This window comes from Streptomyces sp. NBC_00234 (genome assembly GCF_036195325.1).
Lineage (GTDB): Bacteria > Actinomycetota > Actinomycetes > Streptomycetales > Streptomycetaceae > Streptomyces.
Window position 1 is genome coordinate 3,018,823 of sequence record NZ_CP108101.1, and the last position, 25,610, is coordinate 3,044,432.

At 70.3% G+C, this 25,610-nt stretch carries 24 protein-coding genes and 1 riboswitch; of the genes, 13 read left to right on the forward strand and 11 right to left on the reverse strand.

Going from position 1 to position 25,610, the window contains the following annotated elements:
* Window positions 1-61 precede the first annotated feature (61 nt).
* A complete protein-coding gene (locus OG230_RS13070) occupies window positions 62-712 on the reverse strand; it encodes an ATP-binding protein (RefSeq protein WP_443051586.1) in 651 nt (216 codons plus the stop codon).
* Between the two features lie 198 nt (window positions 713-910).
* On the opposite strand from OG230_RS13070, the gene OG230_RS13075 reads away from it, so the two are divergent.
* Entirely contained in the window at window positions 911-1,756 is an 846-nt protein-coding gene (locus tag OG230_RS13075) for a helix-turn-helix domain-containing protein (protein WP_328910363.1), read from the forward strand.
* Window positions 1,756-1,938 carry a DUF397 domain-containing protein gene (locus OG230_RS13080; RefSeq protein ID WP_328910364.1) on the forward strand — a complete coding sequence of 61 codons (183 nt, stop codon included), beginning with the start codon at window positions 1,756-1,758 and terminating at the stop codon, window positions 1,936-1,938. The genes OG230_RS13075 and OG230_RS13080 overlap by 1 nt, the downstream gene beginning before the upstream one ends.
* A 15-nt stretch (window positions 1,939-1,953) precedes the next feature.
* Here OG230_RS13080 and OG230_RS13085 read toward each other — a convergent pair whose 3' ends face one another.
* A complete protein-coding gene (locus OG230_RS13085) occupies window positions 1,954-2,937 on the reverse strand; it encodes a hypothetical protein (protein ID WP_328910365.1) in 984 nt (327 codons plus the stop codon).
* 349 nt (window positions 2,938-3,286) lie between these two features.
* Here OG230_RS13085 and OG230_RS13090 point away from each other — a divergent pair, with 349 nt between their 5' ends.
* From OG230_RS13090 to OG230_RS13105, 4 genes are all read left to right on the forward strand, one after another.
* Entirely contained in the window at window positions 3,287-4,318 is a 1,032-nt protein-coding gene (locus tag OG230_RS13090) for a S66 family peptidase (protein WP_328910366.1), read from the forward strand.
* Between the two features lie 103 nt (window positions 4,319-4,421).
* On the forward strand, window positions 4,422-5,372 hold the full coding sequence (locus tag OG230_RS13095) for a hypothetical protein (RefSeq protein ID WP_328910367.1): 951 nt from the start codon (window positions 4,422-4,424) through the stop codon (window positions 5,370-5,372).
* Window positions 5,373-5,884: 512 nt separating this feature from the next.
* Entirely contained in the window at window positions 5,885-7,684 is a 1,800-nt protein-coding gene (locus OG230_RS13100) for a S8 family serine peptidase (protein WP_328910368.1), read from the forward strand.
* Window positions 7,685-7,865: 181 nt separating this feature from the next.
* Window positions 7,866-10,820 (forward strand): helix-turn-helix transcriptional regulator, encoded by a 2,955-nt coding sequence (locus OG230_RS13105; protein WP_328910369.1) that lies wholly within the window; start codon window positions 7,866-7,868, stop codon window positions 10,818-10,820.
* Between the two features lie 15 nt (window positions 10,821-10,835).
* Here the strand turns inward: OG230_RS13105 and OG230_RS13110 are convergent, their stop codons facing one another.
* On the reverse strand, window positions 10,836-11,354 hold the full coding sequence (locus OG230_RS13110; RefSeq protein WP_328910370.1) for a hypothetical protein: 519 nt from the start codon (window positions 11,352-11,354) through the stop codon (window positions 10,836-10,838).
* Window positions 11,355-11,453: 99 nt separating this feature from the next.
* Here OG230_RS13110 and OG230_RS13115 point away from each other — a divergent pair, with 99 nt between their 5' ends.
* Entirely contained in the window at window positions 11,454-11,759 is a 306-nt protein-coding gene (locus OG230_RS13115; RefSeq protein WP_328910371.1) for a hypothetical protein, read from the forward strand.
* A gap of 154 nt (window positions 11,760-11,913) precedes the next feature.
* On the opposite strand, the gene OG230_RS13120 is transcribed toward OG230_RS13115, so the two are convergent.
* Window positions 11,914-13,311: a DUF445 domain-containing protein gene (locus OG230_RS13120; RefSeq protein ID WP_328910372.1), complete on the reverse strand. Its 1,398-nt coding sequence runs from the start codon at window positions 13,309-13,311 to the stop codon at window positions 11,914-11,916.
* A gap of 142 nt (window positions 13,312-13,453) precedes the next feature.
* Here OG230_RS13120 and OG230_RS13125 point away from each other — a divergent pair, with 142 nt between their 5' ends.
* Window positions 13,454-14,698 (forward strand): SGNH/GDSL hydrolase family protein, encoded by a 1,245-nt coding sequence (locus OG230_RS13125; RefSeq protein WP_328910373.1) that lies wholly within the window; start codon window positions 13,454-13,456, stop codon window positions 14,696-14,698.
* Between the two features lie 36 nt (window positions 14,699-14,734).
* Here OG230_RS13125 and OG230_RS13130 read toward each other — a convergent pair whose 3' ends face one another.
* The 4 genes from OG230_RS13130 to OG230_RS13145 form a co-directional block, all read right to left on the reverse strand.
* A complete protein-coding gene (locus OG230_RS13130; RefSeq protein ID WP_443051587.1) occupies window positions 14,735-15,370 on the reverse strand; it encodes a DUF1707 SHOCT-like domain-containing protein in 636 nt (211 codons plus the stop codon).
* Between the two features lie 53 nt (window positions 15,371-15,423).
* Entirely contained in the window at window positions 15,424-16,440 is a 1,017-nt protein-coding gene (locus tag OG230_RS13135; RefSeq protein ID WP_328910375.1) for an ABC transporter ATP-binding protein, read from the reverse strand.
* A gap of 61 nt (window positions 16,441-16,501) precedes the next feature.
* Window positions 16,502-17,344: an ABC transporter permease gene (locus OG230_RS13140; protein ID WP_328910376.1), complete on the reverse strand. Its 843-nt coding sequence runs from the start codon at window positions 17,342-17,344 to the stop codon at window positions 16,502-16,504.
* On the reverse strand, window positions 17,337-18,137 hold the full coding sequence (locus OG230_RS13145; RefSeq protein ID WP_328910377.1) for an ABC transporter permease: 801 nt from the start codon (window positions 18,135-18,137) through the stop codon (window positions 17,337-17,339). Before OG230_RS13145 ends, OG230_RS13140 begins: the two co-directional genes overlap by 8 nt.
* A 205-nt stretch (window positions 18,138-18,342) precedes the next feature.
* Between OG230_RS13145 and OG230_RS13150 the strand changes: the two genes are divergently transcribed.
* Window positions 18,343-20,673, forward strand: a complete 2,331-nt coding sequence (locus OG230_RS13150; protein WP_328910378.1) for a transglycosylase domain-containing protein — start codon at window positions 18,343-18,345, stop codon at window positions 20,671-20,673.
* Window positions 20,674-20,682: 9 nt separating this feature from the next.
* On the opposite strand, the gene OG230_RS13155 is transcribed toward OG230_RS13150, so the two are convergent.
* The 3 genes from OG230_RS13155 to OG230_RS13165 form a co-directional block, all read right to left on the reverse strand.
* Window positions 20,683-21,003, reverse strand: a complete 321-nt coding sequence (locus tag OG230_RS13155) for a DMT family transporter (RefSeq protein ID WP_328910379.1) — start codon at window positions 21,001-21,003, stop codon at window positions 20,683-20,685.
* Between the two features lie 35 nt (window positions 21,004-21,038).
* Window positions 21,039-21,104: riboswitch (guanidine-III (ykkC-III) riboswitch) on the reverse strand.
* 91 nt (window positions 21,105-21,195) lie between these two features.
* Window positions 21,196-21,537 (reverse strand): GroES family chaperonin, encoded by a 342-nt coding sequence (locus OG230_RS13160; RefSeq protein WP_185300584.1) that lies wholly within the window; start codon window positions 21,535-21,537, stop codon window positions 21,196-21,198.
* A gap of 55 nt (window positions 21,538-21,592) precedes the next feature.
* Window positions 21,593-21,910, reverse strand: coding sequence for a DUF3618 domain-containing protein (locus OG230_RS13165; RefSeq protein WP_328910380.1), 318 nt, complete (start codon window positions 21,908-21,910; stop codon window positions 21,593-21,595).
* A 128-nt stretch (window positions 21,911-22,038) separates the two neighbouring features.
* Here OG230_RS13165 and bcp point away from each other — a divergent pair, with 128 nt between their 5' ends.
* From bcp to OG230_RS13185, 4 genes are all read left to right on the forward strand, one after another.
* Complete coding sequence (gene bcp / locus OG230_RS13170) at window positions 22,039-22,506, forward strand: thioredoxin-dependent thiol peroxidase (RefSeq protein WP_328910381.1); 468 nt, start codon at window positions 22,039-22,041, stop codon at window positions 22,504-22,506.
* 134 nt (window positions 22,507-22,640) lie between these two features.
* Window positions 22,641-24,137 (forward strand): glycine betaine/L-proline transporter ProP, encoded by a 1,497-nt coding sequence (gene proP, locus OG230_RS13175; protein WP_328910382.1) that lies wholly within the window; start codon window positions 22,641-22,643, stop codon window positions 24,135-24,137.
* A 153-nt stretch (window positions 24,138-24,290) separates the two neighbouring features.
* Window positions 24,291-24,950: an HNH endonuclease signature motif containing protein gene (locus OG230_RS13180; protein WP_328910383.1), complete on the forward strand. Its 660-nt coding sequence runs from the start codon at window positions 24,291-24,293 to the stop codon at window positions 24,948-24,950.
* Window positions 24,947-25,603 (forward strand): HNH endonuclease signature motif containing protein, encoded by a 657-nt coding sequence (locus OG230_RS13185; protein ID WP_328910384.1) that lies wholly within the window; start codon window positions 24,947-24,949, stop codon window positions 25,601-25,603. The genes OG230_RS13180 and OG230_RS13185 overlap by 4 nt, the downstream gene beginning before the upstream one ends.
* Window positions 25,604-25,610 lie beyond the last annotated feature (7 nt).

Genomic DNA, 25,610 nt, shown 5'->3' on the forward strand with positions numbered 1-25,610 from the left:
CACCACGCGGACTGAGCTGACACGAGCGTCCGAAAGCAGTCGCAACCTGACTGAAATGAACTCAGCGGATATCCGCCAACTCGGCCTCAAAGTGAGTTTGCGCGCGGTCCAACGCCTCATCTGGGTCACATCCGTGAGCGCGTAGCCAGTGAAGGAGGTCAGCGATGAGGTCGATCGCCACCGCCTCCCCTCGCACCACTCTCAACCGAGGCAAGGGCTCCGGTGCATGCCTCAATTGAAGGAGCCCCAGCACCGCCTCTGCCTTCGCCACACGTGGCCCACCAACGTGGCCCGCTGGCGAGAGAAGGCCCGTAGCCAACTCGCACCAGGTGACCTTGGAGTCGCCACGAAGAATGACGCCCCACCGCTCAGCAACGCCATCGACAAGGCCAAGCCCCCGCCCTTCCTCTGCCATATCGGCTGCCCTAACGAAGGTGGGCAGCGCGTGCGTGTCAGGATCGCTCACCTCGATCCGGAGGTTGGCGCCGCTCATCGCGACAGCCAGGCACGCCCGAGTCCCCGGCCCGACGTGCTTGATCACGTTCGTCACTAGTTCGGTGACGCAGAGCTGCGCCGCGTGGACCACGCCAGGCAGGCCCCAGAGCTCCAGGTGCAGCCGCATCACCCGGCGCAAGCCGGCCAACTCTTCCGCCTCCGCCCGAAAGGGCAGATCCCATGCCTTCCTGACGACACCGAAACGACACCCATCCATCCCGATCACTTCCCTCGACAAGCGCGGTCACCCAGAGTGTTCATGCTCATCAATACAGTGACAGTGAAACTCTCATTTTGGAACTCTCATGTGTGACTGACGGGAGCACGAGAGTCGACGCGCGCCCCCGGGGTGCGCTGTCTTGCTCGGAGAGCGCCACACCATGCACCCTCTGAGGGATCAACACGAAGGACGGCCATGCCAGTCGGACCAACCACTCGTAGACGCCAACTCGGCGCAGACCTACGCCGTCTCCGCGAGCGCAAGGGCCTCACGTTGGAGGATGCGGGTGCCCGAGTCGGCATCTCAAAGGCGACTCTGAGTCGCTACGAAACGAAGGAAGGCACCGTCAAATGGCCTGCCGTTGACGCCCTGTGCCGTGAGTACGGCGCCTCCGACCACGAGCGTGCGTTGCTCGTCGACTTGGCCAAGGGAGCGCGCATTCAGGGCTGGTGGCGCTCCCTCGCCGACCCGATTCCCGAGTCGATGAACCTCATGCTGACGCTCGAAGACGAAGTGGTCAGCGAAGGCCACTACGCGTGCATGTACGTGCCGGGGCTCCTCCAGACGCGTGCGTACGCGGAGGCAGTGCACCGGGCCTCGGAGATGAGATGCACGGATCAGGAGATCCACCACATGGTGGACATCCGCATGAAGCGCCAGGAGCTTCTCACTCGCGTCGAGCCTCCGCATATCTGGGCCGTGATCGATGAAGCAGTTATCCGGCGCATGGTGGGTGGACGCGGCGTCATGCGCGAGCAGTTGAAGCATCTCGCCGAGCAAGCATCCCAGCCCCACGTCACCGTTCAGATACTGCCGTTCGAGGCAGGCGCCCACGCCGCAGCAGTCGGCAGTTTCGTCATCCTCGGCGGCCCTGCGCCCGAGCTCGACGTCGTGTACGTGGACATCATCGGCGGTGGGCTCTTCATGGAGAAGCCGCAGGAACTGGCGCGCTATAGGTTGGCGTTCGAGTACCTGCGTGCGCAGGCATTGGATATCGACCAGTCTGCCGCGCTCCTGAATCGGGTCATTGGGGAGCTTTGATGGACACCGAACGCGTGCACTGGTTCAAGTCGTCGTACAGCGGCGGCAGCGGCACCGAGTGCGTCGAGGTGGCCGACCTGCACACCGTCGTCGGTGTACGTGACTCAAAGTGCCCCGAAGGGGCCCGCATCTTCGTCCAACCCAACGCATGGGCTGAGTTTGTGACAACTCTCAGCGCGTAGGGCGCGCTCTCGCTCCTAACCCCGCACCACCACCGCAACCGGTTCCCGCCGTCCCGCGCCCAGGCGTAGTTTGGCGAGGATCGCGGCTACCACCTCCTCCGGGTGGTCGCGTACCAGCGCAGGGGCCACGCTCACCACCTCGATGCCGTGGGCCTCCAGTTTGAGGCGGCGGCGGAGGGTGGCGCGGTATTCGTTCACGCCCAGGTGGAATTCCTCCGAGTCGACCTCCAGGGCGACGCCCTCGCGGGGCCAGTACGCGTCCGGGACCGCCAGGAAGAGGCCGTCCGGGGTGAGCAGGGTGGGGTTCCACAGGGCGTCCGGGACTCCGGCCGCCCGTAGTGCGTCGCGGGCGCGGCCCTCCTCGATCGAGCGGACGCCCACGAGGAGTTCCTCCGCTGCCGCGCGTACCGGGGCCCCGCGCAGGGCATGGCCCGCGCGGAGTTCGGCGAGGAGGTCCCGCGGGTCGCACCTGCCTGCCTGGACGGTGTTCGCCAGGACCGCTCGCACGCGGTCCGGGGACGTCTCGCGGGCGACGAAGTCCGCCGCCGCGCGCGGTCTGCGGACGCACGGCACGCCTTCGAGGAGCAGGTTGGGCGGCCGGCGCCGGGTGCGGCGGATGCGTACGTACGCCACGTCCCGCATCCTGCGCGGCTCGTCGAGCAGCACGTCCACCGTTTCGCTGCCCGTGCCGCGTACCCCGTAGAGCGACAGCGCGGCCTCTCCCGTCACCACGGCCGTCGCGCCCGACAGGGGGTCGGAGTCCGGCACCGCCGCGTAGAGGACCGCAGCCAGCATCCGCTGGTACGGGTCCGGAGCTCCCCTGTGTATCAACGTCACCCGGGGCAGCACCCGTTGCCACGGTCCGCCCGGTGCGCAGCGGCGCCTGATCGTGCTTCGGTGCACTCCGGCAGCCTGCAGCTGCCGGTGAGTGGCCAGGCCCCGCTGCCGGCCCGCGAGCCGGTCCAGCGTCCTGACATCGGCTTTCGTCGGAGCGGCCATGATCCCCTCCTCCCCGGTCGGGCGTCCGTTCCAACCACGAGTCCGAATGCGGATTCTGCGTTGCGTTCATGGCTACGGAGCGTCCGCAAGCCGAGTGCGTCAGCCTGGGGGAGGTGGGGGCCGGTGGTGCGGGTGGGGGCGGGTGGGGGCCCGTGCGTGGGGGCGTGGGGGCGTGGGGGCGTGGGGGCGTGGGGGCGTGGGGGCGTGGGGGCGTGGGGGCGTGGGGGCGTGGGGGCGTGGGGGCGTGGGTGCCCGTGCGTGGGTGCGTGGGTCGGTATCGGGCGGGCGGCCTGGCGGCCAGCCCGTATTTGCCTGGTGACGCTCCGCGTCGCGTGGCATGCTCCCCCGCATGCCCATTCGATATCCGCGCCCGCTCCGCCCCGGTGACCGCATCGGCGTCACCTCGCCCTCCAGTGGAGTGCCCAAGGAGCTGCGCGCGCGGCTCGACGTGGCGGTTCGCGAGGTGGAGGCGCGGGGGTACGAGGTCGTCGTCGGGGAGTGCATGGACGGTGCCGGGCATGTCAGTGCGCCCGCGGCCGAGCGGGCGGCGGAGCTGACGGGGATGCTGACCGATCCCGGGATCCGTGCCGTGGTGCCGCCGTGGGGTGGGGAGACCGCCGTCGACCTGCTGCCTCTGCTCGACCAGGAGCGGCTGCGCGACGCCGAGCCCACCTGGGTCGTCGGGTACTCGGACATCTCGACCCTCATCACGCCGCTCACCCTGCTCACCGGCATCGCGACCGTGCACGGCAACAACCTGATGGACACGCCCTACCGCGTGCCCGAGGGGCTGCTGTCCTGGCTGGACATCGTCACCATGCCGGCGGGGCAGCGGTTCACGCAGACACCGCCGGGGCGCCATCGGAGCTCGGGCTGGGACGACTTCCATGCCTTCCCCGAGGTACGTGACGTCACGCTCGACACCCCCGGCCGGTGGACCCGGCTGGACGGGGACGGCGATGTAGACGTCTCGGGGCGGCTCATCGGGGGCTGCGTCGAGACCGTCGGCGGGCTGGCGGGCACTCCGTACGGGGACGTCCCGGCCTTCGCCCGTGACCACGCCCCGGAAGGGCTTCTCGTGTACGTCGAGGCCGGGGGTGACAGTGCCTTCACGATCTGCCGCACCCTTCACGCGATGCGGATGGCCGGGTTCTTCGACCAGGCCAACGCCGTCCTGGTGGCACGCACTTCGGCGCCGGACGCGCCCTCACTCACGCAGCACGAGGCGGTGATCGACGCGCTCGGATCGCTGGGGGTACCGATCCTTGCCGATGTCGAGTGCGGTCATGTTCCGCCGTTCATGCCTCTCGTCAACGGGGCGCTCGGGCGCGTCGTCCACACGTCGGAGCGCAGCGAGTTGAGCCAGTCGCTCGTCGACTGAGACCGGCCGGGATCTTTTGACGTGTGATCATGTCGTTCTCTTTAGTGGACAGTTGACGGCGCGGGTTCCGCTCCGCGTCACGTGACATCAGGAGATCAGCAGCGTGTCTTCCGGGGGATACGGACCGTACGGGCCGTCGTGGCAGCCGAACCGGGGCGGGAGTCCGTACCGGAACCCGCATCCATATCCGCCCGCCACCGTGTGGCAGCGGTTCCGTAGTGGGGACTGGCCCACCCTGCGGGAGCTGCTGCGTCCCGCCCGCCGTATCCACGGCTGTGTGTGGGCCGTTCTCCTCCTCTGCTTCTGGTCGTTCCTCCTTCCCCCGCTCGTGCTCTACCCCATGGCCCGGTCGGCCCGCGCCAAGGCCCGTCAGGTGTTCCCGGAGATCGCCCGGCACCGGATTCAGGACCCCGACGTGGCGCGCCTGCAGAAGGCGCGGGCCTGGGCCGCCCTCGCGGCGACCTTCCTCCTGCTGGTGGCGTACGGGAATCCGGAGGAGTGGGAGCAGGCCCAGGACCAGTTCACGCTGCGGCTGGCCGTCACCCCGTGGCTGCTCCTCCTCAGTGCGCCGGTCGTGGTCGCGATCCTCATGCGCTGCGCGCCGCCGCACGCGCGGCAGCCCATGCGGGCCCGGCTCCGCCCGGCCGTCCGCACGGCGCTCCGGTACTTCGGGTCCCTGACCGCCGTACCGGTGCTGTTCGCCGCCGGTTTCTTCGTCCGGCAGGCCGTGGACGGCGTCGCCTGGGCGCCGTTCCTCTCCCTGGCGCTGCTTCTGCCCGCCCTGTGGGTGACGCTGTTCGTGGCGTTCGCCTCGTCCACGGTGGTCCGCTCGGCGTTCAGCACCGCCGAGGTGCATGCCGCGTTGCCGGCGCTGCTCACCGGCGTACTGGTGTGGGAGTTCGCGGCCATCAGCCTGGCGGTGGGGGGAATGCCTCCGGGTCCGCCCCTGGTCCAGGTCCTCGCCGTCCTCGGTGGGCCGGCGTCGGTGACGGCCCTGGTGTGGTGGGAGATCGACCGTCTGCGCACCCGGTACGGCATCACGCTGAGGGGCTGAGACCTCCGAGGACGGCAGGAGCCCCAGGCGCGTCCGCACGCCGGGGGCTCCCTCGTGTCCGCCGGTGCCGCCCGCCCACGCTCAGGCGTACGTGCCCGCCGGGCGCTCCCGCGTCACCAGGTCCGGGCAGCCGTGGTCCCGCCGGGCGCTCCCGCGCACCGGGTCCGTGCAGCCGTGGTCCCGCCGGTCCAGACCACCCGCCGCCCGGACCCCGCCGCGGACAAGGGTTTTCCCCGTATCGGGTTCATCTCCCCGTTCCCTACTGTCTGCCGCACCGGTAGACCTCGTCTCCTGACTCCTAGGTGTCAGGTGCACGTAAACAGGGGTCCCTCCGGTGACGGCCTTGACCAGGGCCGTGGCGTCGGCGTCGGCGCACGGGCAACCCCGCCCAGGAACTGCGGATCGCGGCCCCCACGCCGCACCGCGGTTCTCGCGCCGCCCGCCGCGCTCCGCACGAGTAGTCATTGAAAGGGAACACCTTGAACGGTTCCAGGCGGAGACTCATATCCGTTGTGGCAGCAACTGCCACGATCGCCGGTGTCGTTGCCACTTCCTCCGTGGCGCTCGCCGCCGCCCCGGCGGCCCCCTCGCCGAAGCCGGCTCCGGCTTCACAGGCCATGACCACGCTGCCCACCGCGCCGGTCGAGAACGTCATCGTCACCTACAAGTCCAAGGCTGCCGAGGCCGGTTCCAACGCGGCTGCCAAGAGCGATGCGGCCGCCAAGGCCGAACAGACCGGCGAGAGCCTGTCGTTCGAGCGCCGCCTCGCCGGCGGCGCCGCCCTGGTCGACCTGGGCGGCGAGGCGTCCAAGAAGGACCTCGCCGAGGTGATGGACGCCTTCCGCGCGGACACCTCAGTCGCGTCCGTGGAGCCCGACATCCGCGCCTACGCGATGGCGGTCACCCCGAACGACACCGACTACGCCAAGCAGTGGGACCTGTTCGAGGCCACCGGCGGCATGAACGTCCCCGGCGCCTGGGACAAGGGCACCGGCAGCGGCGTCACCGTCGCCGTCATCGACACCGGCTACGCCGCCCACTCGGACGTGGCAGCCAACGTCGTCTCCGGATACGACTTCATCTCCTCCTCCGCGGACGCCCGTGACGGCAACGGCCGCGACAGCGACGCCAAGGACGAGGGCGACTGGAACGCCACGGCGGGTGAGTGCGGCACCGGTTCCACGGCGAGCAACTCCTCCTGGCACGGCACGCACGTCGCCGGCACGATCGGGGCGACCGCCAACAACAGCAAGGGCATCGCGGGCATCGCGTACAGCGCGAAGATCCAGCCCGTGCGGGTGCTCGGCAAGTGCGGCGGCTCCTCCTCGGACATCGCCGACGCCATCACCTGGGCATCCGGCGGCACCGTCCCGGGCGTCGCGGCGAACGCGACCCCGGCCAAGGTCATCAACCTGAGCCTCGGCGGCGCCAGCTCCACGTGCCCCAGCGTCTACCAGACCGCCATCAACGGCGCCGTGTCGCGCGGCACCACCGTGGTCGTCGCGGCCGGCAACAGCAACGCCAACGCCTCCGGCTTCACGCCCGCCAACTGCGCCGGTGTCATCAACGTGGCGTCCACCAGCCGTGAGGGCAACCGTTCGTTCTACTCGAACTACGGCAGCATCGTCGACGTCTCCGCGCCCGGCGGCGAGACCCGCCGCGCCACCGACACGCCCGGTACCATCACCACCCCCGAGAACGGCATCCTCTCCACGCTGAACTCCGGTACCACCACGCAGTCGACCGAGAACTACAAGCCCTACCAGGGCACTTCGATGGCCGCCCCGCACATCGCCGGCCTCGCCGCACTCCTCAAGTCGGCCAAGAGCACCCTGACCCCGGCCGAGATCGAGTCCGCGATCAAGGGCAACGCCAGGCCGCTCCCCGGCACCTGCACCGGCGGCTGCGGCGCCGGCATCGCCGATGCGGCCAAGACCGTGAACGCCGTCACCGGCACCACCCCCGTCGGCACGACGTTCAGCAACGCGACGGACGTGACGATCGCCGACAACTCGACCGTCACCTCGTCGATCCCGGTCACCGGCCGCACGGGCAACGCCCCCGCCACCCTCAGGGTCGACGTGGACATCAAGCACACCTGGCGCGGCGACCTGGTCGTCGACCTGGTCGCGCCTGACGGCACGGTGCGCAACCTGAAGGCGTCGTCGTCCTCGGACAGCGCCGACAACGTCATCGCGACGTACACGGTCGACGCGTCGAGCGAGGTCGCCAACGGCACCTGGAAGCTGCAGGTCCGCGACGTGGCATCGGGTGACACCGGCTACATCGACACCTGGAGTCTCACCTTCTGAGACGCCCGTCAGGGTACATAACCGCAGGTCAGGGGCGCGTTCGCGGGAAATCCCGCGGGCGCGCCCCGCTGCCGGTCGGTCCGTATGCCGACACCGGGCCTGGACGGCAGCGGTCCACTTCGTATTCTCTGCTCTCGCACGGGCAGCGGGCTCGCGCACGCCGGAAGGTGGTGGTGGGTACGTGACGTCGGCAACGTACCGCCCTGCGCCGGTCGGGCGGGCGCAGCTCCTCGCGCGGCTCGAACGGGTCCTGGACGACCGCGGGCGCGCCCTGCTCACCGGTCCCGCCGGGGTGGGCAAGACGGAACTGGCCCTGGCCGTCGCCGCGCGCACCGAGTCCCGCGGCGAGACCGTGCTGTGGCTCCCCACGCTCCCCACCGACCGCGACATCCCGGGTGCGGCTGCCGCCGCCCTCGTCGCGTCCGTATCGGCGTGCGTGACCTGGCCGGCACCCGGAACGCACGACAGGACAGGCGGGGCACGAGGGACACACGACGGGTCAAGCAGGTCGGCCGGGGTGAGCGAGGCAGGCATCCTCGAAGGGCTGCCCGGCCCGCAGCGGACCGCCGTCGCCATGCTGTGCCGCGAGGCGCCCCTCCCCGACGGCGGCTGGGACCCCATCGCCCTGCGGCTGGCCCTCACCCAGATCCTGCGGACCCTCGCCGCACGCGGCCCCACCCTGCTGGTCTTCGACGGCATCCAGCGCATCGACGCCGCCAGTGCCGACCTCCTGCGTTTCGCGCTCCATCTCGCCCCGGCCGCACTGCGGGTGATCGCCGTCGAGACACCGGAGGCGTACAGCCCCGACTCCCGTACGCCGCAGACCGGTACGCGACAGCCGAACGCCGCCGGCCCGGAACCCCTGTGGGCACCGTCCGAGGCCGACGTCCTGTTCGTGCCGCCGTTGCACGCCGACGAGATCGCCGAACTCCTCATCCATCACCGACTGCCGTCCCGGATGGCCGGTCGCATCCACAAGGCCAGCGGTGGCAACCCGCGCCTCGCGCTCGCCGTCGGCCGGTCCCTCGCCGACGCCCGGACTCCGGTGCACCACGCCGAGGCGCTGTCGCTGTCCGGGCAGGCCCGCGAGATCGCGCGGCAACTGCTCGGCGTCTCCTCGCCCGCCGTTCGCTCCACGCTCCTGCTGGCCGCGCTGGCGCTGCGCCCGACGGCCACGCTGATACGCCGCGCGGGCCGCCCCACCGCCGAGGCCGACCTCGCCGCGGCCGAGCGGGCGAATCTGATCTCCCTCAAGGAGGACGGGACGGTCGGCTTCACAGCCGGTCTGCTGCCGTCGACGCTCGTGCACGACGCCTGCTGGACCGAGCGCAGCGCCGGTCACGCCGCGCTCGCGCGGGTCGTGGACGACCCCGTCGAGGCGGTACGGCACCGGGCGCTGGCCTCGGACACCCCCGATGAGGAACTGGCCGCGGAGGTCGCGGCGGCAGCCGACACCGCCCGGCTCCGAGGGAACAGCGCCCTGGCCGCCGAACTGGCCCTGCTCGCTGCCGAGTCCACACCCGTCCAGCACGGTGCGGCGCGGATCGCCCGGCTCGTCGACGCCGCCCAGGAAGCCGCCCGTGCGGCCCGCGCCGACCTGGCCATGCGCGCGGCCACCGATCTCCTGGCCCGCGACGCCACACCGGCCGACCGGGTCCGCGTCAGGCTCGCGGTGCTGGACACCGCAGGTCAGGGGCTGAGCAACCTCGACGAGCACTATGTCCACGCCATGGAGGACTCCGAAGGGGACACGGCACTGCGGGCAGCCGTCCAGCTCCGTCTTGCGGTGAAGTACGTCCTGGCCGACGGCGACCCCCAGCGTTCCCGGGCCGTCGCTGTCGAGTCCGCCGCGCTCGCCGACTCCGTGGGTGACCGCAGGACGGCGGCCAGGGCTCTGACCGTACAGGCGCGCATGGAGCGCGTCCTCGGCTCGCCGGACACGGAGCGGGTCCTCGCCGAGGCCCGGGCCCTGGAGCTGTTCGAGCGTCCGCTCGGCATCCGTAACGCCGCACAGATACTGACGATCCGACACGCGCTGTTCGACGACCGGCTCACCGACGCCCGCGACCAGGCCCATGCCCTCCTTCCCCTGGTCGAGCGCCGCGGCTCGGTCGAGGACGCCATCGAGCTGTTCCGTACGCTCGCGGAGGCCGAGGCCCGACGGGGGCAGTGCGCGGCGGCGCTCGCCCACGCCGGACGATCTCTCGCCCTGACCCTGGAGGCCGGCCTCTCGCCCGGGCCCGCCTGGTACGCGCTGGCCCTCGCGGAGACCGCGGGCGGCAGTTTCGAGCGCGCCGCGAGCTACGCCCGGCGCAGCGTCCAGGCATCCGGGGAGGAGGGCGACCGCGTCTTCCTCGCCCGGAGTCTGTACGTACTCGGCCGGGTCCAGCTGATCATCGGGGACGTGGCGACCGCCCTGGAGACCCTGCGCCGGGTACAGGCCGACGAACGCGCCCAGTCGACCGTCGACCCCTCCATGCTGCGCTGGCACGAGGAGCTGGCCGAGGCGCTGCTGGCGAACGACCTTCCGGAGGAGGCCGCGGCCCTGCTCGCCGATGTGCGTCCGGTCGCGGAACGCCTCGGCCACACGACGGTTCTGCTCGGCTGCGACCGGGCGTACGCGCTGTACCTGGCGGCGAGCGGGAAGCCGGACGAGGCGGCGTGCCTGCTGTCCCGGACGGCCGAACGGTTCGCTGCTGCGGGGCTGCCGCTGGAGCGCGGCCGGGCGCTGATCGCGCTCGCCCGCGTGGAGCGCCGCCGCCGCAGGCGGTCGGCCGCCCAGAGTGCGCTGCAGGCCGCGGCCGCCGACTTCGAGCGGGCGGGGGCGGCCCCGTGGCTGGGGCTGACGACGGAGACTCCGTCCCCCCGTACGGCCGAACCGTCCCCGGCCCGCGGGAACACCCTGTCCTCCCTCACGGACGCGGAACTGCGCCTCGCGCACCTGGTCGGCCAGGGGGCCAGCAACCAGGAGGCGGCAGCGAAGCTGTACCTGAGCGTGAAGACGGTCGAAGCCCGCCTCACCCGCATCTACCAGAAGCTGGACGTCCGTTCGCGCGCCCAGCTGGCGACCGCCCTGAACGCCTGGCCGGGCCACCGGCCGGCGGCGGCTGCCACGGAGTACCCGGCGGCCGGCTGACCCCGACGAGAGGCGCTAGCGGTAGTCGTCGGGGTGGCCCTGCATCCAGGTGTTGATGCGGTCGCGGGTGTCCACCAGCTCGTCGCGGTGCTTCTCCAGGTTCTCCGCGGAGGTGTCGCCGTCCAGGGTCTTCCACAGCGTGCCCGTCCAGGCCAGCGGCTCCTTGAAGTGGCCCGGCCCCTTCGCGTCCGCCTTCATGGCCGTGTCGAGACTCTGGAGTTCGGCGGTGACCCGGCCCAGGAAGTAGGCGCAGTCCCCCGCACCCGGGGTGCAGGTCTCGTTCAGCGTCGCCTGGAGCCCCGCGAACGCGTCGCGCACCGCCACGGGACCGGGCGAGGGTAGGGATCCCAGCGCTCCGCCGGACTCCGGAGCGGGACTGGGGGTGGGCGCCTGGGCCGCGGCTGCGTCGGCCGCCGGCACCTCGGGTACGTTGCCGCCCGGCCCGCCCCCGGAGGAGGCGCTGGTGCAGGACACCAGGAACGCCGCGACGACCACACTCATCGCGGCGGCACGACAACCCGTTCCGATACGCATGAGACCCCCCTCGTACGATTGGCTCAGACCATACACATGCCAGGGGCGGCGCGTCTGCCTCGACGGCGAGACGTGAGCACGAAGGCGAAGGTGGCGGCAATGGCGAAGATTCCGGCAGCGGCGGTGGCGGCGAGCGGGCTCGTCGGGGGATACGGAGTCGCCCGGTGGACCAAGAAGCGGCCCCTGGGCGGGGTCGCGCTGGCCGCCGCCGGGTCGCTCGCCGCGTACGAGTGGAACCGGCAGGCGGGACCGCGTGCCGCCGCCGGGCTGACCGCCGCGTACGTCGCCGCGTTCGCCGGCTCGCACCCGCTCGCCAAGAAGGTCGGCGCCTGGCCGGCCGTGTTCGCGGTGGCGGGCGGCGTCGCCGCGGCGTCCTGGGCGGTCACGCGCCGCGCGGCGGTCTGAGCGTCCGCCGGGGCCGCCCGGCGTCCTGGGCGGTTACACGCCGCGCGGCGGTCTGAGCGCTCGCCGGGACTGCCCGGCGGACTGAGCGTTCGCCGGACTGCCCGGCGGTTGTCCCGCCCCCGTACAGGGATCAACCGCCGGGCAGGCTCGGTTCTCAGGCCCCCATCGCGTGCGACACCGTGTAGATCACCAGGCCCACCAGCGCGCCCACCACCGTGCCGTTGATCCGGATGAACTGGAGGTCCCGGCCGATGTTCGCCTCGATCTTCTTCGACGTCTGATCCGCGTCCCAGCCGGCGACGGTGTCGCTGATCAGTGACGTGATCTCCGAGCGGTACGTCGTGACCACGTACACCGCCGCGTCCTCCAGCCAGCCGTCCAGCTTGGCCTGCAGCCGGCTGTCCGTCGCGAGCCGGGCGCCCAGCGACATCAGCGAGGCCCGCGCCCGCAGCCGCAGTTCGCTCCGCTCGTCCTCCGCAGCCGCGATGATCATCGTGCGCACCGACGCCCAGGCCGAGGCGATGACGTCCTGGACCTCGCCGCGCCCCAGGATCTCCGACTTCAGGCGCTCCACCCTGGCCCGGGTGTCCGAGTCCGTCTGGAGGTCGGCGGCGAAGTCCGTCAGGAACGTGTCGATCGAGCCGCGCGCGGGGTGCCCCGGCATGTCCCGCATCTCCGTGACGAACCGCAGCAGTTCCTTGTAGACCCGCTCCCCCACCCGCTTGTCGACGAACCGCGGCGTCCAGCCCGGCGCCCCACCCTGTACCGCGTCCATCACCGAATCGCCGTGCAGGACCAGCCAGTCGTGGGCGCGTACGCAGAGGAGGTCGACGACCTTGCGGTGACCGCCGTCGGAGACGATCTTCTCCAGCATCTTGCCGAGGCCGGGCCCGATCTCCGCCGCGTTGGCCCGCCGGGTGATCGCCTCGCCGACGACCGCCTGGACGTCGGAGTCCCGCAGCACGGTCAGCGCGCCGCGCAGCGCCGTGGCGAGTTCGGCGGTGACACGGTCGGCGTGTTCCGGCTCCGCCAGCCACGCACCGAGCCTCGCACCGACCCCGAGAGCGTGAATTCGGTCACGAACGACCTCTCCGGAGAGAAAGTTCTCCCCCACGAAGGAACCAAGTGACGTCCCCAGCTGATCCTTCTTCGTGGGAATGATGGCGGTGTGGGGGATGGGCAGGCCGAGGGGGCGCCGGAAGAGCGCCGTCACGGCGAACCAGTCCGCCATCGCGCCCACCATCCCCGCCTCGGCAGCCGCCGCAACGTAGCCCGGCCAGCCGTCCACACCTGCGCTCTTCGCCCAGGTGGCCAGGACATAGACCAGTGCGACGAGCAGGAGCAGACCGGTGGCGGTGGTCTTCATGCGGCGCACGCCGCGGCTCTTCTCCTCGTCCGCCGCCGTGTACGCGAACACGGCGAGCGGCGTGGAGCGCCGACCGCTGCCCGCATCCTCCGACTGCCCCGGGCGCTTCCCGGCCTCGGTCACCTTCGCCGCTCCCTGCTCCGCGTCCTGCCCGGCGTCGTGCGCTCCGGATTCGGTCCGTTCCATGCGTTCCACCCGTCCGCGTACGAGTCGCCCCCGTGCCGTACGCATTGTCCTTACCTCACCTACTCCCGGGCCGCATGTCGAGTTCCCGTCGGCCTGTCGCATCATGGGACCAGTTCGATCTTCACGAGGAGACACACCGCACATGCCGAGGCGCCAGAGCCCTGCCCTGCTCATCGCCCTTGTGGCGGGCACAGCCGCACTCGCCGCCGCCATCGCTTTCGGTACGACGCTGCTGACCGGCGCCCGGCCGGGGCCGCGTCCCGAACCGGAACCGCACGCGGCGGCCCGTACCCCCGCGGCGCCGGCCAACTCCGCCGGTACCTGGGTCGCTACGTGGACCGCAGCAGCCGTCAGCGCCGAACCGAACACCGCACAAGGTCTGCCCGGACGCACCATCCGCAACACCGTGCACACAAGCGTCGGTGGCGACGCGGCCCGCATCACCCTGTCCAACCTCTTCGGTACGCGCCCGCTCGTCGTCGACCAGGTCACGGTCAACACGCGGCCTGTGACGTTCCGAGGCGCGCCCACCATCACCGTCCCCGCGGGGAAGCAGGTGGTCAGTGACCCGGTCGTCGTACCCGTGGCCGCCGATGCCGACCTGATCGTCGCCTTCCGCACCCCGCGTGCTTCCGGACCCGTCACCTTCCACCCGAACACCCATCAGACGTCCTACCTGGCCGACGACCGGGGCACCTGGAGCAGCACCAACTGGCGTTATCTGACGGCCGTGGACGTCCGCAACAAGACGACGCCCGGCTCGATCGTCGTGATCGGCGACTCGCTCGCCGCGGGCAGCGGCTCCACGACCGACGCGAACAACCGCTGGCCGGACCTGCTCTCCGACCGGCTGCGCGGCCGGTACGGCATCGTCAACCAGGGCATAGCGGGAAATCGGCTCCTGACCGACGGCCCGACCGCGCTGGGCGGACCGAGCGGCACGAGCCGCTTCGAACGCGATGTCCTGTCGGTGGCCGGGGCGAAGACCGTGATCATCGCCCTCGGCATCAACGACGTGCAGCAGGCCCCCCAGGAGCCCGACCCCCAGCGCATCGTCGAGGGCTTCCGCGCCCTGACGGCACAGGCGCACGCGCGCGGCCTGCGGGTCGTCGGGGCCACCCTGACGCCGTTCGAGGGCTTCGCCACCTGGACGCCGGAACGGAACGCGGTACGGCTGGCGGTCAACGAGCAGATCCGGGCGGGCGGCGTCTTCGACGAGTTCGTGGACTTCGACCGGGCGGTGCGCGACCCGTACGCCACGAACCGCCTCCTGCCCGCCTACGACTGCGGCGACCGGCTCCACCTCAACGACAACGGCTACCACGCGCTGGCCGGCCTGATCGATCTCGGCAAGCTGGTGAGCGCACCGAAGTCCGACGCTCTCTGACGGACCGGCAGTGGCCTCGCCCGGCACCGGGCGGGGTCACTGGCCCTCCGTCAGCTTCCGGCGCCGGGCCTTGCTCCACTTGCGCTGTACGTCGACCCCGCCCATCAGCGCGAATCCCACGACCCGCACCCTCGGGGCGTCCGGCACCGGCTCGGCCTCCTCGCTGTTCGGGGAGTGCTCGCCGAAGCCGCCCATGATGCCCATGCCCTGGACCTCCAGGTTCACATCGGGCTCGACGGTGACCTGGGTTCCGCCCATGATCGTGAAGCAGCGGATGACGACATCGCGGTCCTCGAACCGGGCCTGGCGCAGATCGATGTGGCCGCCGCCCCACATCACGAAGGAGGTGAACACCCGGCCCACGGTCCACCGGCCGTTGCGGTTGAATCCGCCCCAGAACGCGAAGCCGCCCTTCGAGGTGGCGGGCCCACCGATGCGTGCCGCCCAGGTGGTGACCTGGCCGGCCGGGACGGGCGACGCGGCGCCCGCGGGTTCCACGGTCGAGCCCGGTGCCGGAAGGTCCCGGACGAGCGGCGCCAACTCCCCGTGCGTACGCGCCTTGTAGGCGGCGTCGAGCCGCTGCTCGAACTCGTCCATCTCCAGCCGGCCCTCGGCCACCGCGTCGCGCAGTCGCTCGGCGACCCGGTCGCGCTCGGCATCGGAGGCACGCATCTCCGGAAGTTCACTTGTCATACCGGGCACCCTATTGAACGCACCCGCTCACGTCATCGACTGGCGGAGCCGCGCCCCGTCTCCGCGACCGGGACCGCCGGAGCGGAGCCCGCCTCGTACATCCTCGCGATCACGGCCTCGATGTCCGGCTCCCGCACGGAGAGGTCCACCATCGGGTAGTCGGCGGCGATCCGCGCCACCAGCGGAGCCGCCGACGCCGATGCCGGGAACGCCAGCCACTGCCGCGGCCCCGCCACCTTCACCACTCGCACCGAATGCTCCGACGCCAGCTCGATCGGCGGGAGTTCACGCTCCAGATCGACCACGAGCGTGCGCTCGCTCTCCCCCGCCTCGTGCAGTCCGGCGAGCGCCCCGTCATACATCAGCCGCCCGTGGTCGATCACCATCACCCGCTTGCACAGCTGCTCGATGTCGGTCAGGTCGTGCGTGGTCAGCAGGACGGTCGTGTCCCGTTCGGCGTTCAGGTCCCGCAGGAACTGCCGGACCTTCGCCTTGGAGACCACGTCGAGCCCGATCGTCGGCTCGTCCAGATACAGCACCTCCGGATCGTGCAGCAGCGCCGCCGCGATGTCCCCGCGCATCCGCTGCCCGAGCGACAGCTGCCGCACGGGGACCTCCAACAGCTCGCCCAGATCGAGGAGTTCGACGCACCGGTCGAAGTTCTCCCGGAAGCGGCTGTCGGGGATGCGGTACATCCGGTGCATCAGCCGGTACGAGTCCCGCAGCGGCAGATCCCACCAGAGCGTCGTGCGCTGGCCGAAGACCACACCGATCCGGTGCGCCAGCCTCGTACGCTCCCGGGACGGATCGATGCCCGCGACCCGCAGCCGGCCGCCGCTCGGGGTGAGAATCCCGGTGAGCATCTTGATCGTGGTCGACTTGCCCGCACCGTTCGGGCCGATGTAACCGACCATCTCTCCGCGCGGCACCCGGAAACTGATGCCGTCGACCGCTCGCACCTCGTGGCGCTCCCGGCGCATGAAGCCCGTTCTGCGGCGTACGTCGAAGACCTTCTCCACTCCGTCGAGCTCGATGAAGTCCTCGTCCATGCCCTGCCCCTCCCGTTGTCCGTACTCCAACGGGCTCTCACCCGATGAACACATGCGCGAACTAGCTGCCCGTGCTCCGGTAGGCGCGCAGACCCGCCCGCCAGGCCGTGCCCGCCAGCACCCAGCACGCCCCCGCCACCACCGGCGGAAGGAACGCCACCCACTCCGGCAGCGCCAACGGGTACGCCCGGTCCATCACGTACAGCGCGGGCAACCAGCTCACGAAGGCCAGCGGCACCACGAACGTCACCCCGCGCACCAGATCCTTCGCGAAGATCGACGGCGGGTACTGGAGCAGCGTCGTCCCCCCGTACGTGAAGGCGTTCTGCACCTCGGAGGCGTCCTGGGCGACGAACTGGAACGCCGCGCCGGCCACGAACACCGCCCCGAAGATCGCCGCCCCGCTCAGCACCGCCAGCGGAAGGATCACCACCTTCAGCGGCGTCCACGCGATGTCCAGCGACACCAGCGCGTACCCGGTCACGACCAGCCCCTGCGTGATCCGGCCCAGCCTGCGCAGCGCGAAACGGTCGGCGGCCACCTGCGCCAGCACCGGTACGGGCCGCACCAGCAAGGTGTCCAGGGTGCCGTCGCGCACCCGCCGCCCCAGCCGGTCCACCGACCCCAGCAGCAGATCCGACAGCCCGAAGGCGGTGGCCGACATCCCGTACAGCAGGGCGATCTCCGGCAGGGAGTACCCGCCCAGGGCGTCCACGTGCGAGAACATCAGCATGATCGTGACGAAGTCGAAGGCGCTCACCACGAAGTCACCCAGCACCGTCATCGCGAACGACGCGCGGTACGCCATCGTGGAGCGCACCCACATCGCGACGATCAGCCCGTAGGCCCTCACCCCCTCGACCAGCCGGGAACGGTCCTCGAACGCGACTCCTCGCTCAGCCACCCTGAATCACCACTCTCCTGGTCGCCAGACCCTGCACCAGCCGTCCCGCCACCAGCAGCACCAGCGCCCAGCCGGCCTGGAAGGCGTACGCCTCCACCAACCCCCAGCCCGTGCGCTTGCCGAGGAAGACATCGGCCGGGACCTGCAACAACGAGGACCACGGCAGCATCCGCGCCACCTCACCGAGCACCCCGGGGAACAGATTCAGCGGCAGCAGCATCCCCGAGAAGAACAGCCCGGCCAGCCAGATGATCTGTGAGGCGCCCGTACCGTCCATCAGCCAGAACGCCGACAGCGCCACCAGATAGCGCACGGCGAAGCTCACCACGACACCGAGCAGCACGGAGACCAGGAAGGCCGGCCAGGTCCAGAACGAGGCGGGCAGCGCCAGATCGAACGCCAGGGCACCCAGCACCATCGGCGCGATCCCGCGCCCCAGCAGATGGAACGCCGCCCGGCCCAGGTCACCCGCCAGCCACCACAGCTGGAGGTCCGCGGGCCGGTACAGATCGACCGCGATGTCGCCGGTACGGATGCGCTCCATCAGCTCGTTCTCGAAGCCGGCGCCCATCATGGCGCAGGTCATCAGCAGCGCCTGGCCCAGCCATACGTACGTCAGCGCCTGGGACATGTCGTACCCGCCGAGCTGCGGACGCTCGTCCCAGAGGGCGATGTAGGTGTACGCCATGACGAAACCGAAGACGGTGTTGGTGAAGACCCCCGCCGCCGTCGCGACCCGGTAGGTGGCATACCGCCGGAACCCGCCCGCCGCCACCACTGCGTACAGCCGCACCTCGACCCCTCCCCCAGGCTCGGCGCCGGGCTGACGGCACCAAAGCGCACGACCCTAGCCCAGGCGGGACAGCCGTCGCGAGCGGTTATCACCGACCTGACCGGTTATCACCGCCGCGACCGGTCACGCAAGGAGAATCCAGTAGTTATCGCGCCAAAAAGTGCACTATGGGACGACTGACCGAGGCCGAGGAGTCCCTACCGACATGAGCGACGAGCAGCACTGGGCCCCGCGCGACCCCGACGGGCGGCCACTCCCCGCCGGCTCACCCGGCGCCAAAGCGACGAAGGGGAGCAAGAAGCGCCCCCGGCGCACCGGTTGGCGCCGCGTCGTCCCCACCTGGCGCACGGTCCTCGGCACAACCCTCGGCATCGCGCTCCTCCTCGTCGGCGGCTTCATCGCCGGATACGAGCTCGTCGACATCCCGCCCGCCAACGCCAGCGCCACCGCGCAGTCCAACACCTACCTCTACAAGGACGGCACGGTCATCGCCCGCGACGGCGAGGTCAACCGGGAGAACATCCGGCTCGGCCAGGTCCCCCTCACCGTCCAGCACGCCGTCCTCGCGGCCGAGGACCGCGACTTCTACTCCGAGCGCGCCGTCGACATCAAGGCCATGGTCCGCGCCGCCTGGAACACCCTCACCGGCAAGGGCAGACAGGGCGGCTCGACCATCACCCAGCAGTACGTCAAGAACTACTACCTCGGCCAGGAACAGACCGTCGTCCGCAAGGCCAAGGAGTTCTTCATCGCGGTCAAACTCAACCGCGAGGAGAGCAAGGACCAGATCTTCGAGGGCTACCTGAACACCAGTTACTTCGGCCGCAACGCCTACGGAATCCAGGCGGCCTCGCAGGCGTACTACAGCAAGGACGCCGAGGCGCTCACCACCGCCGAAGGCGCGTACCTCGCCTCCCTCCTCAACGCCCCCAGCGCGTACGACGTCGTCACCCACCCCGAGAACAAGGCCGACGCCCTCGCCCGCTGGAACTACGTACTGGACGGCATGGTGAAGGAGGACTGGCTCACCGCCGCCGAGCGCGCCACCACCCGATTCCCCGTCCCCGGCCAGGCCAAGCCCGCCACCGGCCTCTCCGGACAGCGCGGCTACCTCGTCCAGGCCGCCGAGGACTACCTCACCGGCAACAGGATCATCGACGAGAACACCCTCGCCGCCGGCGGCTACCGCATCACCACCACCCTGGAGAAGGAGAAGCAGGACGCCTTCGTCGAGGCGGTCGAGAACAACGTCATGTCCAAGACCAGCGACGACCGGAAGATCGACCGCAACGTCCGCGTCGGCGGCGCCTCCATCGACCCGGACACCGGCAAGGTCGTCGCGATGTACGGGGGCATCGACTACACCAAGCAGTACGTCAACAACGCGACCCGCCGCGACTACCAGGTCGGTTCCACCTTCAAGCCCTTCGTCTTCACCTCCGCCGTCGCCAACGACTCCACCACCCAGGACGGCCGCACCATCACGCCCAACACCGTGTACGACGGCACCAACAAGCGGATGGTCGAGGGCCCCGACGGACCCACCGGATACGCCCCCGCCAACGAGGACGACGTCGACTACGGCCCCGTCACCGTCCGCACCGCCACCGACCGGTCCGTCAACGCCGTCTACGCCCAGATGGCCGAGGACGTCGGGCCCGGCAAGGTCGAGGACACCGCCATCGGCCTCGGCATCCCCGAGAACACCCCCGACCTCACCGCATCGCCTTCCATCGCGCTCGGCCCCGCGACCGCCAGCGTCCTCGACATGACCGAGGCGTACGCCACCCTCGCCAACCACGGCAGGCACGGCACCTACACCCTCATCGCGAAGGTCACCAAGGACGGCGAGAGCGTCTCGCTCCCGGTCAGGGACACCGAACAGGCCGTCAGCCGCACGGCCGCCGACACCACGACCTCGATCCTCCAGACCGTCGTCGAGGAAGGCACCGGAACCGCCGCCCAGGCCGCGAACCGTCCCGCCGCGGGCAAGACCGGCACCGCCGAGAAGGACAAGGCCGCCTGGTTCGCCGGCTACACCCCCGACCTCGCGACCGTCGTCGCCGTCATGGGCCAGGACCCCGACACCGGCGCACAGACACCCCTGTACGGAGCACTCGGCCTGCCCCGGATGAACGGCGGCGGACCGCCCGCGGCCACCTGGGCCGACTACACCGCCGCCGCCCTCGCCAGCTCCGAGCCGGAGGAATTCGACCTCGAACTCCAGGACGGCGCCGACGAGCCCGCCCCGCCCACCGAGGAAGAACCCGAACCCCAAGAGACCGAGGAGCAGGAAGAGGACACCCCCGGGGAAACCCCCTCCGGGACCCCGACCGCGTCCCCCGCCGCGACCCCGTCCCGGAGCAGCGCCGCCCCCACCCCCTCGCCCACCCAGGACGGGACCGGCGGCGGCACGACCACCGGAGGCACCGACGGCGGGACCGGCACCGGCGGCACCGGAGAAACGGAAGAAGCCCCCGGGAACACCGGAGGCTTCTTCGAAGGCGCCCGCGGCGCCCGCCCACAGGATCAGTAGCCCGCAGGGTCAGTGGCCCGAGGTCGCCTTCAGACCCACCACGGCCACCAGCAGCAGACACACGAAGAAGATCCGCGCCGCGGTGGCGGGCTCACCCAGCACCACCATGCCGAGCACCGCGGCACCTGCCGCACCGATACCGACCCACACGCCGTACGCCGTACCGATCGGCAGCGTCTTCGCCGCATGGGACAGCAACACCATGCTGGCGACGATCCCGAGGCCGGTGAACACGCTCGGCCACAGCCGGGTGAACCCCTCGGTGTACTTCATTCCGATCGACCAGCCCACTTCCAGCAGACCGGCGACAATCAGCAGAACCCAGGCCATGACGGCACCTCCGACGAGAAAAACGCGGACAACACGGTGCGTCGTCTTTGCAAGGCCCGGTACGGCGCGTCTCGTCGGGGTCCCCCCTACCGTAGCAAATAACGACAAAGAGCCTGGTGACACCGGTCACCAGGCTCCATCGAGACCACCGCGCACCACGGAAACGCACCACGGAAACGGGCGGACTGCGGGCTACAGATACAGCCCCGTCGAGTCCACCGAACCCTCGAACCGGTCCGCGGCCACCGCGTGCAGATCCCGCTCCCGCATCAGTACGTACGCCACGCCCCGCACCTCGACCTCGGCACGGTCCTCGGGGTCGTACAGCACCCGGTCCCCCGGCTCCACCGTCCGCACGTTCTGGCCGACCGCCACCACCGCGGCCCACGCCAGCCGACGGCCGACCGCGGCCGTCGCCGGAATCAGAATGCCGCCGCCCGAGCGCCGCTCGCCCTCGGGCGAATCGGACCGGACCAGCACGCGGTCGTGCAGCATGCGGATGGGCAGCTTGTCGTCGTGGGTGTTGTCGCTCACGAGCCGAAACCTACCTGCTCGGACCCCCGCCGCACGCCCCCGGGGGTCGGCGCCGTCACTTCTTCCGACGCGTCGACACCGCGAGCAGACCCACCACACCGACGACCAGCAGCGCAGCCGGAATCACTCGCTCCAGACGCGGCGCGCCGTCCTCCGACACGAACTTGGCCCTCACGTCCGACACCGAACGGTTCACCGCGACGAACGCACGCCCGGCCGTCCGGTCCACGGTCCCGGCCACCTTGGCCTTCGCGTCTCCGATGATCGTCTTCGGGTGCACCCGCACCCCGATCTCATCGAGCACCACGGCGAGCTGCTCGCGCCTGGTGATGATGTCCGCCTCGATCTGCGCAGGGGTCCTGGCATCCGACACTGCGCCGCCTCCGTGGTCGTCGTCCGGTAAACCTTCATCGACAGTCTGTCAGCTCGACCGCCCGGACACCCGTCGGCACCCCTATTACGCTCGGTGCCAAACACCGTATGTGCCACCTGAGGAGAACCATGAGCGAGCGACTCCAGCCCGGCGAGACCGCCCCGGCCTTCACCCTTCCCGACGCCGACGGCAACCAGATCTCGCTCGCGGACCATAAGGGACGCAAGGTCATCGTCTACTTCTACCCGACCGCCCTCACCCCCGGCTGCACCAAGCAGGCGTGCGACTTCACCGACAACCTGGATCTCCTGGCCGCGGCCGGATACGACGTCATCGGCGTATCCCCCGACAAGCCGGAGAAGCTCGCCAAGTTCCGCGAGCAGGAGAACCTCAAGGTCACGCTGGTCTCCGACCCGTCCAAGGAGACCCTGGAGGCGTACGGCGCCTTCGGCGAGAAGAAGCTCTACGGCAAAGTGGTGACGGGCGTCATCCGGTCGACGATCGTGGTCGACGAGGACGGCAAGGTCGAGCACGCCTTCTACAACGTGAAGGCCACCGGCCACGTAGCCAAGATCATCAGGGATCTGGGCATCTGACGAGCCCACGCCGCCGGTCCCGCCCGGCCGCGGACCTGTGACCCACGTCCCAATCGGCCGGGTAGTCGGTTTGCAGTCGCCATGACCGAACAGAAGCCTCTCCTGGAACATCCTCCAAGGAAAGGAACCCGGTCATGGCGGCCTCCGACCCCCAGCAGGGGGCCGACCCCGAAGCGGTCAAGCGTCACCCCACCCTCTTCCGCGCCATCCGGAAGCGCCAGAACCCCAAGCTCCGCCGGACCGACATCACCGTCACCGACGACAAGGCAGTGAAGCGGGCGGTGAAGGCGGCGTCGCTCGGCAACGCCATGGAGTGGTTCGACTTCGGCATCTACTCCTACCTCGCCGTGACCCTGGGGCACGTCTTCTTCCCGTCAGGGAACGAGACGACCCAGCTCCTCTCCTCCTTCGCGACCTTCGCCGTGGCCTTCCTCGTCCGGCCGCTCGGAGGAATGTTCTTCGGCCCGATGGGCGACAAGATCGGCCGGAAGAAGGTTCTCGCCCTGACGATGATCCTGATGGCGGTCGGCACCTTCGCCATCGGACTCATCCCCTCCCACGGCACGATCGGCCTCTGGGCCCCCGCCCTGCTGATCCTCTTCCGGATGCTCCAGGGCTTCTCCACCGGCGGCGAGTACGGCGGCGCGTCCACCTTCATCGCGGAGTACGCCCCCGACAAGCGCCGCGGCTTCTTCGGCAGCTTCCTCGAATTCGGGACCCTCGCCGGCTACGTCGGCGCCGCCGGCCTCGTCACCGCGCTCTACGCCCTCCTCGACACCGGCCAGATGGAGTCCTGGGGCTGGCGCGTCCCCTTCCTCGTCGCGGGCCCGCTCGGCCTCGTCGGCCTCTACCTGCGACTGCGCCTGGACGAGACCCCCGCCTTCCAGAAGCTGGAAGGCGGCTCCGCCCACGCCATGGAGGCGGCCGACGGCGTCGAGACCACGGCCAAGGGCGACCTCGCCAAGATCTTCCGGCAGCACTGGCCGACGCTGATCCTCTGCATCTGCCTGGTCGGCGCGTACAACATCACCGACTACATGCTGCTGTCGTACATGCCGACGTACCTGTCCGACGAGCTCGGCTACAGCGAGACCCACGGGCTGCTCATCCTGCTCGGCGTCATGGTCTTCCTGATGCTCATCATCAGCCACTTCGGCAAGCTCTCCGACCGCTTCGGCCGCAAGCCGCTGCTGATGACGGGCATGCTCGGCTTCCTGTTCCTCTCCCTGCCCGCCTTCCTCCTGATCCGCCAGGGCAGCATCCCCGCGATCATCATCGGCATGCTGATGCTCGGCCTCTCCCTGGTCTGCCTGCTCGGCACGATGTCGGCGGCGCTCCCGGCCCTGTTCCCGACCAACGTCCGCTACGGCTCCCTGTCGGTCGGCTACAACCTCTCCGCGTCGATCTTCGGCGGCACGACCCCCCTGGTGATCACGGCCCTGATCAGCTGGACCGGCTCGAACCTGATGCCCGCCTACTACGCGATGGCCGCGGCCCTGGTCGGCGTGATCGCCGTGGCCTGCATGAAGGAGACGGCGCAGCAGCCCCTGGCCGGTTCCCCGCCGTCGGTGGAAACGGACGAGGAAGCGGCGGAACTGTGCCACGCCCAGACCCCGGACCCGAAGTTCTGACCCGTTCTCCTCACGGAAGGGCCCGCACCGCTCTCGGCCGCCGAGAAGTGGTGCGGGCCTTCCGCATCTCATCGCATTCCGGACGTGACCATCCGATTAACGGTTCGTTGGTCCGTACGAGGCTGCGAACGCGCGGCCGGATGTGGAGGGGGCATGCCGGCAAGCCCGTACACGCGCGAGCGCCTCACAGAGGCAGCTTCGTCGTCGCGGACGCTCTCGGAGGCGCTCACGAAGCTCGGGGTCGACCCGAAGAGCGCGTCACGGAGCTATCTCCTCGCCCGCATGCGAAAACTCGGCGTGGACACTCGCCACTTCGAGAGCGAAGGTGCGCGCTGGACGAAGGAAGTCCTTCAGGCGGCGGTCGCATCGTCGACCACCATGGGCGAAGTGCTGCGCCGCCTCGGCCTTGAGGTGGTGGGGGGTCAGCACACCCACATCAGCCGCCGCGTCAAGGCTCTGGGGATCGACACGTCGCACTTCGCGGCACCGTCGAGGAGAGGCAAGATACGCCGCCGGCGTCCGGAGGAACTGCTGGTCGACCAAAGTCGGACCCTCGTACGCCGCATACCTGGCGAGCGCCTCAAGCGAGCCATGATCGCCATGGGCGCCTCCGACCACTGCGCCCGGTGCGGCACAGGGCCCGCATGGCGGGACCGGCCACTACCGCTCGAGGTCGATCACATCGACGGCAATTGGCGAAACAACCAACCGGAGAATCTGCGACTGCTCTGCCCCAACTGCCACTCGACGACCGACACCTATCGAGGTCGCGGCAAAGGGCGTCGCACCTCGGCACGGGGTGAGGGCCGATGAGCAACGGCAGCTACTACACCCGGGAGCGGCCGGCCGAGGCAGCCAGTAACGATCGCTTCGAGCATCGTGGGATCGATGTGTCCCACCTTCCCCGCCGCGTCCACCGCAGGTCCGGGAAACGGCCCTCCCCCGCAGAACTCGCAGAGGCCGTCGCCGCTGCCGTTTCCATCGCCGGCGCTCTCAGGCGACTGGGCAGGGCGGACAACGCGAGCCAGCGGAAGCGGTTGCGCGAGTGGGTCTCCGAGGACGGACTCACCACCACACACTTTCTGGGTCAGGGACATCAGCGGGGACGGATCGGAACCACACCGCTGAAGGCTGCCGAACAGATTCTGGTGAGGCACGAGGGCAAGCGCCGCACGAAGACAGTGCAACTCCGACGCGCGCTGCGCGAAGTCGGCGTCCCGGAGGAGTGCGCCGAGTGCGGAACCGGCGCAACCTGGCTGGGCGAGCCCATGACACTGGAGGTGGATCACATCAACGGCGACTGGAGCGACGACCGCAGGAAGAACCTCCGCCTGCTGTGCCCCAACTGTCACGCTGTCACCAGCACCTGGTGCAGAGGCGGCGGTAGGCACAGGACTCCTGGCGTGTCCGGGGAAGCCTCTTCTCCTGGACCCGCTGCCCTCGCTTCCGAGGGGGCAGTAAGCTAAGGGCTGC